This window comes from Tsukamurella pseudospumae (genome assembly GCF_001575205.1).
GTDB classification, from domain to species: domain Bacteria; phylum Actinomycetota; class Actinomycetes; order Mycobacteriales; family Mycobacteriaceae; genus Tsukamurella; species Tsukamurella pseudospumae.
This window is the reverse complement of the sequence record NZ_LSRE01000009.1, coordinates 213,573-229,125: the sequence shown is the minus strand read 5'-3', so window position 1 is coordinate 229,125 and position 15,553 is coordinate 213,573. Positions and strand designations below refer to the sequence as shown.

Sequence of the window (15,553 nt, the reverse complement as noted above, 5' to 3'; positions counted from 1 at the left end):
CAGCGAAGGGAAACAATGAGCGTGGAATTCGAGGTCACCGTCGAGATCGCGAAGGGCTCGCGGAACAAGTACGAGGTGGACCACAAGACGGGTCGCCTCAAGCTGGACCGCTACCTCTACACGGCGTTCGGCTACCCCACCGACTACGGCTACATCGAGGACACCCTCGGCGAGGACGGCGATCCGCTCGACGCGCTGGTCCTGCTGCAGGAGTCGGTGGTCCCCGGGGCGCTCGTCGACTGCCGCGCGATCGGCATGTTCAAGATGGAGGACGAGAAGGGCGGCGACGACAAGGTTCTCGTCGTGCCCGCCGGCGATCCCCGCTGGGATTCGGTGCAGGACATCAGCGACATCGACAAGTTCGAGCTGGACGCCATCGAGCACTTCTTCGTGCACTACAAGGACCTCGAGCCCGGCAAGTTCGTCAAGGGTTCGACCTGGGTGGGCAAGAAGGAGGCCGAGGAGGAGATCGCTCGGTCCGTGGCCCGCGCCGAGACGGCCGGTTCCGACGCGCACTGACGACTGAACCGACGAAGCGGCGGCGAGGATCACCTCGCCGCCGCTTCGCGCGTTCTCGGACTACAACTTCGCTGCTAGTCGCTTGACGACGTCCTCGAACGCCGCTCGGTCGACGGTGCCGTCGGGCCCGGGGTTGGCGTTGACCATCGCCATCACGCCGCCCTTGGTGAAGTACGCCGACGAGGCGTGCACCGTGTCGTTGCCCGCGACGCGGGCGATCTCGAAGACGAAGCCGGTGGCTCCCTGGACGCCCGCGGGAAGCTCCGCGCGCGTGGTGGTCTGCTTCATCGTCCCGTTGAGCGTGACCGCGGCGCACTCGCCGATCCCGGCCGCCTCGAACGTGGCCGGTTTCACGTCGGACGGCAGCAGGGTGATGCTGTAGATGCCGGTGGCTCCCTTGCCCACGGTCTGCTGCACGCCGGACTTGATCGTCTCGGCGACCTCCTGCTGAGCCTTGATGTTCTTGTCCTTACAGGCGGCCGGATCCACCTGGATGTTCTCGAACTGCTGCACCGACTGCAGCGCCGCCATCAGCGCGGCGTCCGAGGCCACCTCTTTCACGCTGTAGCCCGCCGGGAGGTCGGCCTGGGTGAGCGCCTTCGCCGCGTCGACGGGGGCCGCGTCCGCCGCGGGCGACGACGGGGCGGCATCGCCTCCGCCGCCACCGCACGCGGTGAGCGCGAGGCCCACCGCGGCGGTCGCCGCGAGGATGCTCAAGGAGCGGTTCAGGTCATTGCGGCGCAACGGCTTTCTCCTGCCGATAGGAGGACGGGGATCGGGCTAGACCTTACCGAACCCCCGGAGGAATGACGTCGTGAACTCGGAATAACCTCCATTGAGGATGGCTTTCCGTGCTGCCGCTGCGAGGCCGACGAAGAAGTGCTCGTTGTGCAACGTGCACAGCGTGACCGCGAGGCCCTCGTTCGCCGCGAACAGGTGGTGCACGTACGCCCGGGTGAACTCGTCCACCCGGTTCCCACCGAGCAGGCCCGGCCCCGCCGGGTCCAGGGGCCGGAAGTCCGCTCGCAGGGACGGATCCGTGACATCCAGGACGCCCGTCGAGGTGAACACGCGCCCCTCCGCGCCCGCGCGCGCCGGGGCGGTCCCATCGACCAGGTCGACTCCCGCCTCGATCGCCGCCAGTAGCTCCGCCGGGCCGTCGACCGCCGCCACGTACCGAGGACGGTCCGCCTCCAGCTCACCGACCGCGGCCCTCAGCGCCGCCGGGTTCTCCACGCCTTCGAGCCGGTAACCGCCGAATCCGAGGCCGCCGGCGCGACGGTCCTCGTCGGCCAGGCGCCGCACCGCGCGGGCGGCGGACCGTCGAACCTCCGGATCCGGACCGCCGGCCACGACGGCCCACAGCGAGACGGCGTCGTGCCGATCAGCGGTCTGCCAACCGTGCTCGGCCAGGGCGCGCCGCGCCCACCGCTCCGTTCGGCCCGGATCCGTGGGGTCGGCCAGGGCGAACGCGACGTCGAAGCCCATCCGGTGCGCCAGGCGCACCGCTTCCTCGGCGTCCCAGCGGCGCGGGGAACCATCGAGCCGGCTCCGGAAGGCGATGCCCTCGTCGGTGATCCGCGTCTTGGGCTGTGCCGCGATCGCGGCCACACCGGTGTCCGCGACGATCGGCGCCGGCCAGGCCATCGCCCGACCGATACCGCCGATCCCCTCGATCACGTCCGGTCCGGGCTGCAGGTACAACTCGTGCAGGTCGACGGTCAGCGCCTGCGTCCCCAGGTCCGTCAGCTCCCGCGGCGTGAGTCCTGCGATCGCGCCCCGCCCCGCGACCGGAACGAACGCCGGCGTGGCGATCTCGCCCCGCGGCAGCACCAATCGACCGGCGCGCGCCCCGGCGGGCGCCGTGCCCTCGACGGTGAACCGCACCGGATCCGTGATGCCCGAAGCGCGCAACCGCGTACTTCCCGCGATCGCCCGGTACCCCGTTCGCAGCTCCGCGAGCTCCGCTGCGAGGGAGGCGTTCTGAGCCCGCAGCTCGTCGATCTCCGTGCGCGAGGGCGTCGGGGGCGCGACCGGGAGAAGGGGCGTCGGCGTCGGCTCCGGGGCCGACCCTCCGGGCCGGACGGGGACGGTCGGCGGCTCGGTCACGGTCTCCTCCTTCGGCGCCGTACCGGCCACGGACGCCGCGGCGGCGGTGATCTCGGCGGCCTCCATCGTCGCCGATGCGGCCGCCGACGGCGACTCGGCGCCCGCGGCGGCCTGCTCGATCGCGGGAGCGGCGCGCAGCGGCACGGACTTCCAGAACAGCACCAGCACCAGGCCGATCGCGGCGAGGACGGTCACGAACAGGAAGACCACGTCCATCGAGTCGGCGAATCCGGCCTTGAGCGGGTGCACCAGAGTCGCGGGGAGCTGCTCCAGGACCGACGTGTTGTCCATGACTCCGCTCACCGTGCGGGGGTCGCCGTGCACCAGCCCCGTGGCGAAGTCCTGCGCCTGCTGTCCGTCGTGGCCCGCGGCGGCGTGCTGGACGGCGGCGGTGTAGTTCGGATCCGACGAGGCGTCACTGAGCCGCCCCTTCATCTTCTGCGGCATCTGCGCGAACAGGACCGAGAGGAACACCGCGACGCCGAGCGTCGCGCCGATCTGGCGGAAGAAGGTCGCGGCGGCGGTCGAGACGCCCATGTCACGCGGCGGCAGGATGTTCTGCAGCGCCAGCGTGAGCGGTTGCATGAGATTGCCCAGGCCGAAGCCGATCACGGCCGCACCACCCATGACCCAGCCGATCTGCACATCGGCGGTGATGTAGTGCATGCCGAACATGCCCGCGGTGAGCAGGACCGCGCCGATGATCGGATAGATCCGGTACTTGCCGGTGCGGGAGATCATCTGGCCCGCGAGGATCGAGCCCGTCATCATGCCCGCGACCATCGGCAGCATCAGGAAGCCCGCCTTCATCGGGCTGGCGCCGTGGACCACCTGGAAGTACTGCGGCAGCAGGGAGATCCCGCCGAACATGGCGGCGCCCACCACCATCGAGATGACGATGCCCTGCGCGAAGATGGTGTTCGTGAAGATGCGCAGCGGGATGATCGCGTCCTCGCCCATGACCTTCTCGATCACGATGAAGGCGACGATGCCGGCCGCACCGATGCCGTAGCAGATCAGGGCGTTGGTGGAGCCCCAGCCCCACTTCTGGCCCTGCTCGGCGACGATGAGCAGCGGCACCAGGCCCACCGCGAGGGCGACCGCGCCGAACCAGTCGATCCGCACGCCCGTGCGCCGGGTGTGCGGCAGCCGCAGTACGCGGTACACCACTGCCAGCGCGATGATGCCGATCGGCACGTTGACGAGGAACACCCAGCGCCAGCCGGAGATGCCGAGGATGTGGTCGGCGCCGGAGAACAGGCCGCCGAGAACCGGTCCCAGGACCGAGCTCGAGCCGAACACCGCGAGGAAGTAGCCCTGGTACTTGGCTCGCTCGCGGGGCGGCACGATGTCGCCGATGATGGTGAGCGCCAGGGACATCAGGCCGCCGGCGCCGAGCCCCTGCACGGCGCGGAACGCGGCCAGCTCGTACATGGACGTCGAGGTACTGCACAGCAGCGAGCCGATCACGAACACCGTGATGGCGAACATGAAGAAGGGCTTGCGGCCGTAGATGTCCGAGAGCTTGCCGTAGAGCGGCGTGACGATCGTCGAGGTGATGAGGTACGCCGTGGTGACCCACGCCTGGAGCTGGTAGCCGTTGAGGTCGTCGGCGATGGTCCGGATCGCGGTGGACACGATGGTCTGGTCGAGCGCCGCGAGGAACATCCCGATCATCAGGCCGGACAGGATGTAGAGGATCTGCTTGTGGGTCAGCGACGGCGCCGGGGTCTCGACGGCATCCGCCGTCATCGTGGTCACTCGCCACCCCGCATGAGCTTGAGCGCCTGCTCGAACTGCAGCAGGGCGCGGTTGCCGAGGACCACGAACTGGTCGATCTCCTCATCGGTCCACTCCTCCATGAGCGGGCGCAGCTTCTCGTTGCGCTGCTCGCGGATGAACGCGACCTTGGCCTCGCCCGCCTCCGTGGCGGACACCAGCGCGGCGCGCCGGTCCGAGGGGTCGGCGGTGCGCTCGGCATAGCCCAGGTTGGTCAGCGTCGTCACGTATCGGCTGGCCGTCGACGGGTCCGTGTGGATCTGCTCGGCCAACGCCGACGATCGCATCGGCCCGCCCTTCACCAGCGCGAACAGCGCGGTGTACGCGGCCAGCTCCACGCCGTCCGGCGCGACCGCGTGCCGGGTCATCACCGCGTGCCGCTCCTTCAGCCGGGTCAGTTCGGCGATCACGCCGACGATCCCCTCGATCCGCTCTGCCCGTTCCTCGTCCGTCATCACGCCTCCGCCGATCCGGTCCGATCACGTCGCCGTGTTCGGACATGCAAAACTACGTGCAGCCTACAATTATTAGTAGGCCTAGTCGACTCGGGCGAAGCGGCCTAACCGGCCGATGTCATGACGATTCTGGCACCCGTGAGCGCGACGAGTGCGGGGAAGTCGGTGCGGAAGATCGTGTCGTGCGTCCCCGCCGCGGCGTACAGGTCCGGATAGTCGCGCAGCGACTCGTCGATCACGGTCACCAGTGGCTCCGGGTGCCCGACGGGCGACACACCGCCGATCACCTGCCCCGTGGCCGCGGCCACGTCGTCCGGCTTCGCACGCGAGATACGGCCCACGCCGAGCCGCTCCGCCAGACCTGCGGTGTCCACGCGGTGCCGACCGCTCGAGAGCACCAGCAGCGGCGCACCGTCGGCGAGGAAGATCAGGCTGTTCGCGATCGCTCCCACCTCGCAGCCCAGGGCGGCTGCCGCCTCGGCGGCGGTCTTGGCACCGTCGGGCACGTGCCGGACGGTGTCGGGGTGGCCCGCCGCGGCCAGGGCCGCGCGGACGGTCTCGGTGCGGGCGGAGTACGGCTCGGTCACGCCGATCAGTATGCCGCGATCGGCCGGGACCGCGCCTACGCGGCGAGGAGGGTGGCGATGAGGTCCTTGGTGCGGGCGCCGCCGACGGGCCGCAGAACCACGGCATCCGCCACCTCGGCCGCGTAGACGTCCTCGATGAGTGAGCGCAGGCCCGACGGGGTGCCCACGTACGTGATGCCCTGCTCCGCCGCAGCATGGTCGGGGGCGTAGCTGGCGCGGGCGTCCGCGGCGCGTTCGTCGATGACGACGTCGACCTCGAGCGCCACCGCGCCGGGCTCCCGCCCCGCGCGCTCATCCTCGGCGCGCAGGTAGCCGCGCTGGCGCTGCGCGAGGCGCAGGTCCGCGGCGCGTACCCGGGTCAGTGCCGCGGCACCGGGCTCACCGTCGACGGTGACCAGCAGTGCGGGACGGGAGACGGTCATGGTTCCTCCAGATTCACTTCGTCCGTGCGGACAGGTCTTCGAGGGCACGCACCAGGCGGCGGACGTCGTTCTCGCCGGTGCCGAGACCGATGCTCGCTCGGACGGCACCGTCCGGGCATCCCAACCGATCAACGACGGGGTGGGCGCAGAACTTCCCGTCCCGCACGCCGATCCCGTAGTCGTCGGACAGGAACTCCGCGACCTCGCGCGGCGTACGGCCGGCCACGGTGAACGCGACGATGCCGACCCGCTCGGTGGAGTCGGCCCAGATCTTCAGCGTGCGGACCCCGTCGATGCCCTCGAGCGAGGTCAGCAGGAGGTCGGTGAGGAAGCGCTCGTGCCGGGCGACTGCGTCCTCGCCGAAGCTCGCGATCGCCTCGCACGCGGCGCCGATCGCGACCGCGCCCAGTACGTTCGGCGATCCGGCCTCGTGCCGTGCGGGGCCCGTGTGCCACGCCACCTCGACCGACTTCGAGACGGGCGTCCCGATCACCTGATAGCTGGCACCTCCGCCGCAGCGGAAGGGCTCGGCCTCGTCGAACCAGTCGGCGCGACCGACGATCACACCGGAACCGAAGGGCGCGTACAGCTTGTGTCCGGAGAACACGAGGTAGTCGACACCGCTCTCGCGCAGGGAGATCCGACGGTGCGGGACCAGCTGCGCACCGTCGACGGCGATCCGTGCGCCGTGCCGGTGCGCGAGCGCCGCGAGCCTGCGAATGGGCAGTATCTCCCCAGTGACGTTGGACGCCCCGGTCACGCTGACCAGCGCTGCCGGGCGGCGGCTCAGTTCCTTCTCGAGCACCTCCAGGGTGCCCTCCACGGACAGCGGCGCGGAGACCACACGGGCCCCGATCCGCTTCCAGGGCAGCAGGTTCGCGTGGTGCTCGCAATCGAGGACCACGACCTCGCCCGGCACGCAGCTCGCCAGCAGGTTGATCGAATCGGTGGTGTTGCCGGTGAAGATCACGTGGTCGTCGGCGCGCGCCCCGACGAAGTCGGCGACGATCTCGCGGGCCCGCTCGTAGCGGGAGGTCGAACGCTGCGACAGGTAGCCGGCGCCGCGGTGCACGCTCGCGTACTCGCCGAGCGCGCGCTGCACCGCCTCCTGCACCTCGGCCAGGGCCGGGGCGCTCGCCGCGTAGTCGAGGTTGGCGTAGCGGACGGTCGCACCGTCGCTGACCGGGACGTACTCGTCCGCGCCGGTCACCCGGGCCAGCGGGCCCAGCGGCAGCGGCGTGCTGCGGGCGGCGGTGAGAGGCGACGTGACGGTCGGGGTGAGGCAGACGGTGCGCTCGGTGGTCGCGATGCTCATGACAGAAGTCCTTCGGTATGAGGACGCGCGACACCGACCTCAGCCGTGCCGCGAATCCGCGCTTGCCGTGCACGGTTCGGCACGACCAGGTCGTCACCCGGAGCACCCCACCGCGGAGGAGGGTTGCCGACCAGCGAGCCGGGGCTTGTCACTGGCACTCATGACCTGCATCGAGAATGCCCCGGGACAAGCCCCGGCGTCAAGGTTGGAATCACGGCGACGCGAAACCCAGCACTACTGGCCCTTCACGTTGACGATCTGGCGGAGGACGGCACGGACCGTCACCAGCTGCTCCGCGTCGGCCATGACGCGATCGATCGGCTTGTAGGCCTGCGGGATCTCGTCGATGAAGTCGGCGCTGTCACGGAACTCGATGCCCGCCATGGCCTCCCGCAGCTGCTCGTGCGTGAACGCCTTCCGCGCCGCGGACCGGGAGTACTCCCTGCCCGCGCCGTGCGGCGAGCTGTTCAGCGACGGCGGGTATCCCTTGCCCTCGACGATGTACGACGCCGTTCCCATGGAGCCCGGAATGAGGCCGAGCTTGCCCTCGGAGGCCTCGATCGCGCCCTTACGGGACACCCACACCTCCTTGCCGAAGTGGGTCTCGCGCTGGGTGAAGTTGTGGTGACAGTTGATCCGCTCCGCCTCGACCACGGGCGTTCCCACCCACTCGCCGAGCTGGCGGATCACCCCGTCCATCATCTCCTCACGGTTGAGCAGCGCGAAGTGCTGAGCCCACTTCAGCTCGGCGATGTACCTGCGGAACTCGCGCGTGCCCTCGACGAGGTACGCGAGATCCGGATCCGGCAGCTCGATCCACCACTGCTTGCACAGGCGGGCCGCCACCGCGATGTGGTGCTGGGCGATCTTGTTGCCCACGCCACGGGATCCGGAGTGCAGGAAGGCCCACACCACGTCATCATTATCTAGGCTAACTTCGATGAAGTGGTTGCCGGATCCGAGCGTTCCGAGCTGCAGCCGCCAGTTCCCCGCGTACTGCCCGGGGTCGAACTCCGCACGCTCGGCGAGCGACTCGAGCTCGGCGATGCGGGGCTCCGCCGTGGCCACGACCTTCTTGTTGTAGCGGCCGGCCGACAACGGGATCGCGCGCTCGATCGCCTCACGGACCGTCGAACGATCCTCGGGCAGATCGTTCTTCGTGAACTGCGTGCGGACCGCGATCATGCCGCAGCCGATGTCGACGCCGACCGCCGCGGGAACCACGGCGCCGAGGCTCGGGATGACCGAACCGACGGTGGCGCCCTTCCCGAGGTGGGCATCGGGCATCAGCGCGATGTGCGGGTAGATGAACGGCAGCTTCGCCGTGGTGATCGCCTGCTCGCGGGTCTTCTCGTCCAGGATGGACGCCCACGAGACCAGGGACTTGTTGATCTTCTCCATGTCTTTCTCGTCTCGATGTGATGGTCACCGGTCCGAGAAGCCATGCGTGTCCTGCATGGCACCGGGCCGGCGGTGGAACGACGGCCCGGGTTGCCGCAGGTTATGCGGGCACACCGAACCGGCGGCAGTAGCACTGCCGCAGCGATTCGGGGAATTTCCGCATATCCATGGGGGACACGCTATTCGACTGCACCTCCGCGGTCCACCGAGTTTCCGGACCACCTCCGCGACTGAGAATCGTTCCCGCGAGGTCAGCGGCGCAGGGCACCGTACTCGCGCGGCGGCGAAATCTTCCCGCGATCACCGTGGCGATCGCGGGAGGCCGGCAGGGTCGCGGGAGTGCACCCGCCGCTGAAGGCCGGGTGATGGCGCTCAAGAATGCACACATCCGGTGAGGCATGCACCCGGAAATCCCTGCGCTGGAAGCCAATCGGTGAACATCCCGGCGATGCGATCCCGCTCCGCTGTCGTCGGCAGAATCAGGTCGGCGCCGCCGTCGTACGGGTGATGCACCCATGTGGCGGCGGGCACGGTGATCATGACGCCGCTGACCACCTCATCGGCGACGAGCCGCAGCAGCCGGGGCAGCTCGGGCCCGTCGCGGCGCACCACCGAGAGGTAGTGGTGGGTCCAGATCCGGTACTCCTCGTCCTCGTCGTCCTCGGTGAAGCTGCGCCACAGGCGCGGCCGAGGGAGCAGCTCGACGAGGGCGGCGGACCGTCGAACCGGCCGGGCGGCAGAGGAGTACGAGGACGTGACCACCCACAGGTCATCCGCACCTGCCCGCAGTTCGTCGAGTTCTGCCAGGTAGCGGGTGAGCATCACGGCGTACTCGGCCTCGGTGTCCGGGTACTGCTTGCTCTCCGGCAGGCTGTGCAGCCGCACCCACCGCTCATGGCACGTCGCCCGAAGCCAGTGTGCGTACGGCAGTTCGGTGCCCGTGTTCCGCGTCCAGGCCGCGTCGAACGCGGCGACCTCCGACGGAGTGGGGCGCCGGACGGCCCCGGGTTCACTCATCGGGTCCGCTCCAGTCGACGTCTTCGATCGCCGGCAGCTGGAGCGGGCCGCTGCCGTAGGAGTAGATCTCGAGGCTCGCGAGATAGCCGTCGAGCAGGAACACGATCATTCCGCCCAACGGTACGTCCCCGTCGCCGGGGATCTCTGCGCCCACCGGGAGCGGACTCGGCGCGGCGGCGGGCGACAACACACGGTCCGCCACAAGATCGACCGTGCCGCAGCCGCACGAACAGGACAGCTCCGGGTTCACGCGGAGGGTCGAAAGCTGGGCGCGGAGCTCATCGACGCCGGGATAGTCGTAGGACAGAAAGCCGTCGAGGATCGCCCGCTCACGATCGGTGAGCGGGCGCAGGCTCGTCGGCGCGGGCGGTTCCATGACCTGAACGGTAGATCGCGTCGCGATTGCGACGCCAGTGAATTCCGCGGCGGTCACAGTCAACCCGCTTGCCCGCCCGTGCACCGCGCCGTAGTCTCCCGACATGCCGCCCATTCACCGCGGCGTCGCGTCCCTGCAGATCACCGGCGACTCCCTCGACCCCTTGATCGTCACCCGGATGCTCGGCGCCACTCCCACGATGTCCTACGCGTGCGGTGATTCGGTGACCACCGGCCGAGTCACGCGGACTGCACGATTCGGCATGTGGGCCCTCCAGGCGGGCGCCACGGAGCCCGCCGACCTCGACATCCAGGTCGCCCAGCTCCTCGGCGCGGTCACCACCGACCTCTCCGTCTGGAGCGAACTGTCCGATCGGTACGCCATCCGAGTGTTCTGCGGCTGGTTCATGCGGGGCGGAAACGAAGGACTGTCCATCACACCGACCACGCTCGCCGCACTCGCCGACCGCGGAATCACCCTCGACCTCGATATCTACGGTTCCCCGCATCGAATCGGCGACCCCGCTTGAGTCCTCTGGAGCGCAGATCGGCTTGCCCCGAGCGCATCTAGGATGGGCGCATGGCACTGCTGGAGGTCATCGCACTCGACGCGCGGGACGCGGCCGCGGCGGAGGAGGGCGGGGCGGATCGGGTGGAGCTCGTCGCCGACATGGCGGCGGACGGGCTGAGCCCCTCGCCCGGCACCATCGCAGCGGTCCTCGCAGCCGTGGACATCCCTGTCCGCGTGATGATTCGACTCACCGACGGCTTCGCACCCGGGAACCTCGGCGAGCTGGTGCGGCGCACCATCGACCTGAGAACCGCAGGGGCGAAGGAGTTCGTGCTCGGATTCCTCTCCCCCGACGGAACCCTCGACCTCGAGGCGACCGGGCGGATCGTGGAGGCGATCGACGGGGCGCCGTGGACCTTCCACCGAGCGATCGATCACTGCGCGGACCGCACCGCCCTCCGCGCGGCCGTCGCGGATCTTCCCGGACTCGACACGATCCTCACCGCGGGCGCACACTCCGGCGTGGACGACGGTATCGACACCCTCGTCACCGAAACCGGAGGGCCCCAGCGGATTCTGGTGGGCGGAGGACTGCGCCTCGATCACCTGCCGCGGCTGCTGGCGGCCGGCATCGACGCCTTCCATATCGGCTCCGCCGCGCGGCCTCACGGATGGGGTGAGCCGGCGTCGGCTGAAGCCGTCACCCGGTGGCGGGCGGCGCTGGATGTGCGGTCATCCGTCTGAACGATCATGAGTACGGATGACCACACATTTCGGCGGACTCAGCCCAGGGCGCGATCCAGGTCGGCGATGAGGTCGGCGACGTTCTCGAGGCCCACCGACAGCCGCAGCATCGAATCGGTGAGGCCGATCTTCGCGCGGCCCTCCGGGCCCGTTGCGCGGTGCGTCGTGGTCGCGGGATGGGTGATCAGCGACTTGGCGTCGCCGAAGTTGTTGGAGATGTCGATGATCTGCAGCCGGTTGAGGAACTCGAACGCGCGGGCCTTGCCGGCCGCGGAGGCCGAATCCGCCAGCTCGAGCGTGATCACCGTGCCGCCGGCCTTCATCTGCCGCTTCGCGAGCTCGTGCTGCGGGTGCGAGGGCACGAACGGGAAGAGCACCTTCGACACCCGGGGATCGGCGTCGAGGAACTCGGCGACCTTCTGCGTGTTCGCGCTGACGCGCTCGGCCCGCAGGTCCAGCGTCTCCAGCGCCTTGAGCAGCACCCACGCGTTGAACGGCGCCATCGCGGGGCCGGTGTGCCGCATCAGCTGCTTCACCGGACCGTCGATGTAGTCCTCGCGACCGAGGATCGCGCCGCCCATGACGCGCCCCTGGCCGTCCATCGTCTTGGTCGACGAGTGCACGACCACGTCGGCGCCCATGCCGAACGAGTCCTGATAGCCGACGGGCGTGAAGCCGGCGTCGAGCACGACCTGCGCGCCGGCGGCGTGCGCGAGATCGGCGACGGCCCGCACGTCGACGAGGCCCTGCATCGGGTTCGCCGGGGTCTCGAAGAAGACGGCCTGGGTGGGGACGCTGAGCGCCTCCTCCCACTGGGAGAGGTCCTCACCGTCCACGAAGACGGTCTCGATGCCCCACCGCGGCAGGATCTCGTTGCACACCACGTAGCAGGAGCCGAAGAGCGATCGCGCCGCCACCAGCCGGTCGCCGGCCTTGAGCAGGGCGCCGAGCGCGGTGAACACCGCGGACATGCCGGACGCCGTCGCGAAGCACGCCTCGGCGCCCTCCAGGAGACGGAGACGCTCCTGGAACATGGCCACCGTCGGATTGCCGTACCGCGAGTAGACGAACCGGTCGATGTCACCGTTGAAGGCCGCCTCGGCCGCCTCGGCGCTCTCGTAGGTGTAGCCCGAGTTGAGGAACAGCGCCTCGGACGTCTCCTCGTAGTTCGTGCGCAGGACGCCGCCTCGGACGGCGTAGGTCTCGGGCGAAAGACCCGCGGGCAGGTCGCTGAACTCCATGCCCGAAGTCTAGAACTGCCGCCAGGGCAGCCCTTCGGCGCGCCATCCGGCGGCGCCGCGATGTCCGAATGCGTCGACCGCGCCCTCGAATCCGTCGAGCACGTTGTAGGCGCGCGCGACACCGGCTGCGGTTGCGGTCTCCGCGGCGCCGATCGAGCGGTGGCCGGAGCGGCAGAGGAAGACCACGGGCGCGTCGTCGGTGATGCCCTTGGCGCGCAACTCGTCGACGAACCGCGGGTTGAGCGCACCGTCGGGATAGCGCTGCCATTCGACGAGCACCGGATGGCGCCCGACCTGCGAGAGCTCAGGGATGCCGACGTAATTCCACTCCGCTTCGGTGCGGCAGTCGACGAGGATCGCGGCCGGATCCTGTTGCAACAACTCCCAGGCCTCGCGGGGCGTCACGTCTCCGGCGTAGGTCATGAGCACTTCTTCCACGTGCCGTCCTCGCGGACGAACTTCGCCTGCTCGGTGCGCTCGCCGGCCTTCTCGTACCGGACGGTGAGCTGCGCGGTCGCGGCGTCGCCGGTGACGGTGAGGTCCTTGACGTCCTTCTCGTCGAGCTTCGCCTCGCCGTCCTTCTCGACGGCGGCCTTGCGCGCGTCGACGAACCCGGCCTCCTTCGGGAAGTCGGCGGCGGCGCGGTCCTTGGCGCAGGTGTTGGCGACGAGGTCCGAGTAGCGGCCCTTGTTCAGCGCCCCGTAGTACTGACCGATGGTGCGCTGCACCTTCGCCTCGTCGCTGAGCGGGTCGGGCCGGATGGCGTTCCAGCCGATGATGCCGCCGATCACCAGAACCGCGACCACCAGAGCGATCAGGAACGGGGTGGCCGTGGTGCCGCGTGCGGGTGCCGGATCGGCGGGGCTCTTGTCTGCGCTCACTGAAGTCTCTACCCTCTGCTACTAGAACGTGTTCCAGTGCCTGGCCGGGTGAAATGAACCACCCGCACTAGGAACGGTCGATAAGTCCGCACTAACCTGGTGGGGACTTCAACCGCGTATGCAGACAAAGGTAGCCGACTTCACATGACCGAACAGAACCGACCGTTGCGCGTAGCGATCGTGGGCGCGGGCCCCGCAGGCATCTATGCGGCGGACGCCCTCATGAAGTCCGACGAGGCGAAGGACCCGGGCGTCAGCATCGATCTCTTCGAGAAGATGCCCGCACCGTTCGGCCTGATCCGATACGGCGTCGCCCCTGATCACCCGCGCATCAAGGGCATCATCACCGCCCTGCACAAGGTGCTCGACAAGCCGCAGGTCCGGCTGCTCGGCAACCTCGACTTCGGCAAGGACTTCACGCTCGAGGACGTGCGCCGCCACTACGACGCGGTCATCTTCTCCACCGGCGCCGTGGCCGACCGCAACCTGGAGATCCCCGGCATCGACCTGGAGGGCAGCTACGGCGCCGCCGAGTTCGTGGCCTGGTACGACGGGCATCCGGACTTCTCCCGCGAGTGGCCGCTGACCGAGGAGAAGGTCGCCGTCCTGGGCGTCGGCAACGTGGGTCTGGACGTGGCCCGCGTGCTGGCCAAGACCGCCGACGAGCTGCTCCCGACGGAGATCCCGCCGAACGTCTACGAGGGCCTCAAGGTCAACAAGGCCAAGGAGGTGCACGTCTTCGGACGCCGCGGCCCCGCACAGGTGAAGTTCACGCCGCTCGAGCTCAAGGAGCTCGACCATTCGCAGACCATCGAGGTCGTCGTGAACCCCGAGGACATCGAGTACGACGAGGGCTCGGCGAAGGCCCGCCGCGAGTCGAAGATCACCGACCAGGTGGCCACGATCCTCGAGAACTACGCGATCCGCGAGCCGAACAACCGCCCGCACAAGCTGTTCATCCACCTGTTCGAGTCGCCGGTCGAGATCCTGGGCGAGAACGGCAAGGTCACGGGCCTGCGCACCGAGCGCACCGAGTTGGACGGCACGGGCAACGTGCGCGGCACCGGGAAGTTCACCGACTGGGAGATCGGTTCGGTCTACCGGGCCGTCGGCTACCTCTCGAACGACCTGCCGGAGATCCCCTTCGACGACCAGGCCGGTGTCATTCCGAACGAGGCCGGCCGCGTCGTCGACGCTGGTCAGCACATCACCGGCGTCTACACGACGGGGTGGATCAAGCGCGGTCCGGTCGGCCTCATCGGCCACACCAAGGGCGACGCCAACGAGACCATCGCCTGCCTGCTCGAGGACTTCCACGCCGGCAAGCTGAACGCCCCGTCGGACCCGTCGACCGAGGGCGTCACGAACTGGCTGGACGACCACGACACGCCGTACACCACCTGGGACGGCTGGTACCGCCTCGACGAGCACGAGCGCAGCCTCGGCGAGGCCGAGGGCCGCGAGCGCGTGAAGGTCGTCGAGCGCGACGACATGCTCGCCGCTTCGGAGCCGGGCAAGGTCGCGCAGGACTAGTCCGGATCCTTCCTACGACGGTGCCGCCGTCCCGATTTTTCGGGGCGGCGGCACTTTTCGCTCACGATGATTCTAATTCGGATGTTCCGCGACGACCGTCCCCGCAGGCGCGACCCGCTCGCCCTCGACGACGGCGGACGCCGATCGCGTCCCCGACGCCGTCGCGGTGACGGTGGTGGTGCTGGTCGTCGTCTTGGTCGTCGTGGTCGTGCTGGTGGTCGTCTTGGTCCGCGTGACGGTCACGGTCACCGTGCGCGCGACCTGCTCGCCCGCCGCGCAGCCGGTGCGCACCGATGCGCCCGTGCAGTCGGCTCCGGCAGGAGCCGCCGTCAGTACCGCTCCGACGGACAGTAGTCCGGCACACACGCCGAGCCCCGCTACAGCTCTCTTCATCATCGTGTCCTCCTCGTATCGATCCGGTTCACGGCCGATTCACTCCCACATGAATCCGTACGGTCCGTGCGTGCAGGTCTGCAGGCCGGTCGGTCCGACCCGCTGGGCTCCGACGGCGGTGCACCGCTCACCGTCCGGAGAGGCCGGCTTGACCGTCCAGATCCCGCCCGAGCAGGTGAGCCGTTGCAAGGGAGCAGTCTCACCGATGGTGCAGGATTTCCCCGGGGTCGGCGGGGTGAAGTCCCGCTGCCAGGTCCCGAAACGGCACTCG

18 protein-coding genes, 1 pseudogene and 1 riboswitch are annotated in these 15,553 nt (G+C 69.3%); of the genes and pseudogenes, 4 read left to right on the top strand and 15 right to left on the bottom strand.

From position 1 onward, the window contains the following. Positions 1–21: 21 nt before the first annotated feature. Positions 22–519 carry an inorganic diphosphatase gene (locus tag AXK61_RS07220; protein WP_068575268.1) on the top strand — a complete coding sequence of 166 codons (498 nt, stop codon included), beginning with the start codon at positions 22–24 and terminating at the stop codon, positions 517–519. Positions 520–579: 60 nt separating this feature from the next. Here AXK61_RS07220 and AXK61_RS07215 read toward each other — a convergent pair whose 3' ends face one another. The 10 genes and pseudogenes from AXK61_RS07215 to AXK61_RS07175 all read right to left on the bottom strand — a co-directional run bounded on the left by AXK61_RS07215 (position 580) and on the right by AXK61_RS07175 (position 9,980). Then, on the bottom strand, positions 580–1,263 hold the full coding sequence (locus AXK61_RS07215) for a hypothetical protein (RefSeq protein ID WP_068574064.1): 684 nt from the start codon (positions 1,261–1,263) through the stop codon (positions 580–582). 36 nt (positions 1,264–1,299) lie between these two features. Next, a complete protein-coding gene (locus tag AXK61_RS25660; RefSeq protein ID WP_231855470.1) occupies positions 1,300–2,694 on the bottom strand; it encodes a tRNA-ribosyltransferase family protein in 1,395 nt (464 codons plus the stop codon). Between the two features lie 33 nt (positions 2,695–2,727). Continuing rightward, a pseudogene (locus tag AXK61_RS25655) lies at positions 2,728–4,380 on the bottom strand (MDR family MFS transporter); the annotation flags it as partial. Positions 4,381–4,385: 5 nt separating this feature from the next. Then, a complete protein-coding gene (locus AXK61_RS07205) occupies positions 4,386–4,862 on the bottom strand; it encodes a MarR family winged helix-turn-helix transcriptional regulator (protein WP_068574062.1) in 477 nt (158 codons plus the stop codon). 104 nt (positions 4,863–4,966) lie between these two features. Beyond that, positions 4,967–5,449, bottom strand: a complete 483-nt coding sequence (locus AXK61_RS07200) for a YbaK/EbsC family protein (protein WP_068744480.1) — start codon at positions 5,447–5,449, stop codon at positions 4,967–4,969. 35 nt (positions 5,450–5,484) lie between these two features. Then, a complete protein-coding gene (locus AXK61_RS07195; protein WP_068744478.1) occupies positions 5,485–5,871 on the bottom strand; it encodes a hypothetical protein in 387 nt (128 codons plus the stop codon). A gap of 13 nt (positions 5,872–5,884) precedes the next feature. Further along, entirely contained in the window at positions 5,885–7,186 is a 1,302-nt protein-coding gene (locus tag AXK61_RS07190; protein WP_082778158.1) for an aminotransferase class V-fold PLP-dependent enzyme, read from the bottom strand. Positions 7,187–7,239: 53 nt separating this feature from the next. Beyond that, positions 7,240–7,352: riboswitch (SAM riboswitch) on the bottom strand. Between the two features lie 68 nt (positions 7,353–7,420). Then, positions 7,421–8,587 carry an RtcB family protein gene (locus tag AXK61_RS07185; protein ID WP_068744476.1) on the bottom strand — a complete coding sequence of 389 codons (1,167 nt, stop codon included), beginning with the start codon at positions 8,585–8,587 and terminating at the stop codon, positions 7,421–7,423. A 372-nt stretch (positions 8,588–8,959) separates the two neighbouring features. Next, on the bottom strand, positions 8,960–9,604 hold the full coding sequence (locus AXK61_RS07180) for a DUF3885 domain-containing protein (protein ID WP_082789258.1): 645 nt from the start codon (positions 9,602–9,604) through the stop codon (positions 8,960–8,962). Further along, positions 9,597–9,980 (bottom strand): hypothetical protein, encoded by a 384-nt coding sequence (locus AXK61_RS07175; RefSeq protein ID WP_068574052.1) that lies wholly within the window; start codon positions 9,978–9,980, stop codon positions 9,597–9,599. Before AXK61_RS07175 ends, AXK61_RS07180 begins: the two co-directional genes overlap by 8 nt. A gap of 103 nt (positions 9,981–10,083) precedes the next feature. On the opposite strand from AXK61_RS07175, the gene AXK61_RS07170 reads away from it, so the two are divergent. Both AXK61_RS07170 and AXK61_RS07165 read left to right on the top strand, forming a co-directional pair. After that, on the top strand, positions 10,084–10,509 hold the full coding sequence (locus tag AXK61_RS07170; RefSeq protein WP_068574050.1) for a DUF4279 domain-containing protein: 426 nt from the start codon (positions 10,084–10,086) through the stop codon (positions 10,507–10,509). Between the two features lie 50 nt (positions 10,510–10,559). After that, the gene (locus AXK61_RS07165) at positions 10,560–11,234 is read left to right on the top strand and encodes a copper homeostasis protein CutC (RefSeq protein ID WP_068744474.1); all 675 of its coding nucleotides are present in this window, start codon (positions 10,560–10,562) and stop codon (positions 11,232–11,234) included. Between the two features lie 38 nt (positions 11,235–11,272). Here AXK61_RS07165 and AXK61_RS07160 read toward each other — a convergent pair whose 3' ends face one another. Genes AXK61_RS07160 through AXK61_RS07150 form a run of 3 tightly spaced genes read right to left on the bottom strand, consistent with a single transcriptional unit; the run spans position 11,273 to position 13,356 of the window. Continuing rightward, positions 11,273–12,475 carry an O-succinylhomoserine sulfhydrylase gene (locus tag AXK61_RS07160; protein ID WP_068574046.1) on the bottom strand — a complete coding sequence of 401 codons (1,203 nt, stop codon included), beginning with the start codon at positions 12,473–12,475 and terminating at the stop codon, positions 11,273–11,275. Between the two features lie 9 nt (positions 12,476–12,484). Continuing rightward, positions 12,485–12,898, bottom strand: coding sequence for a rhodanese-like domain-containing protein (locus AXK61_RS07155; protein ID WP_068574044.1), 414 nt, complete (start codon positions 12,896–12,898; stop codon positions 12,485–12,487). Continuing rightward, positions 12,895–13,356, bottom strand: coding sequence for an Rv0361 family membrane protein (locus AXK61_RS07150; RefSeq protein WP_068574042.1), 462 nt, complete (start codon positions 13,354–13,356; stop codon positions 12,895–12,897). Before AXK61_RS07150 ends, AXK61_RS07155 begins: the two co-directional genes overlap by 4 nt. A gap of 144 nt (positions 13,357–13,500) precedes the next feature. On the opposite strand from AXK61_RS07150, the gene AXK61_RS07145 reads away from it, so the two are divergent. Further along, positions 13,501–14,889 carry an FAD-dependent oxidoreductase gene (locus AXK61_RS07145; protein ID WP_068574040.1) on the top strand — a complete coding sequence of 463 codons (1,389 nt, stop codon included), beginning with the start codon at positions 13,501–13,503 and terminating at the stop codon, positions 14,887–14,889. Positions 14,890–14,961: 72 nt separating this feature from the next. Here AXK61_RS07145 and AXK61_RS07140 read toward each other — a convergent pair whose 3' ends face one another. Together AXK61_RS07140 and AXK61_RS25335 are read right to left on the bottom strand one after the other, a co-directional pair. After that, positions 14,962–15,285, bottom strand: coding sequence for a hypothetical protein (locus tag AXK61_RS07140; RefSeq protein WP_156485596.1), 324 nt, complete (start codon positions 15,283–15,285; stop codon positions 14,962–14,964). 36 nt (positions 15,286–15,321) lie between these two features. Continuing rightward, positions 15,322–15,471 carry a hypothetical protein gene (locus AXK61_RS25335; RefSeq protein ID WP_197466765.1) on the bottom strand — a complete coding sequence of 50 codons (150 nt, stop codon included), beginning with the start codon at positions 15,469–15,471 and terminating at the stop codon, positions 15,322–15,324. Positions 15,472–15,553: the final 82 nt, after the last annotated feature.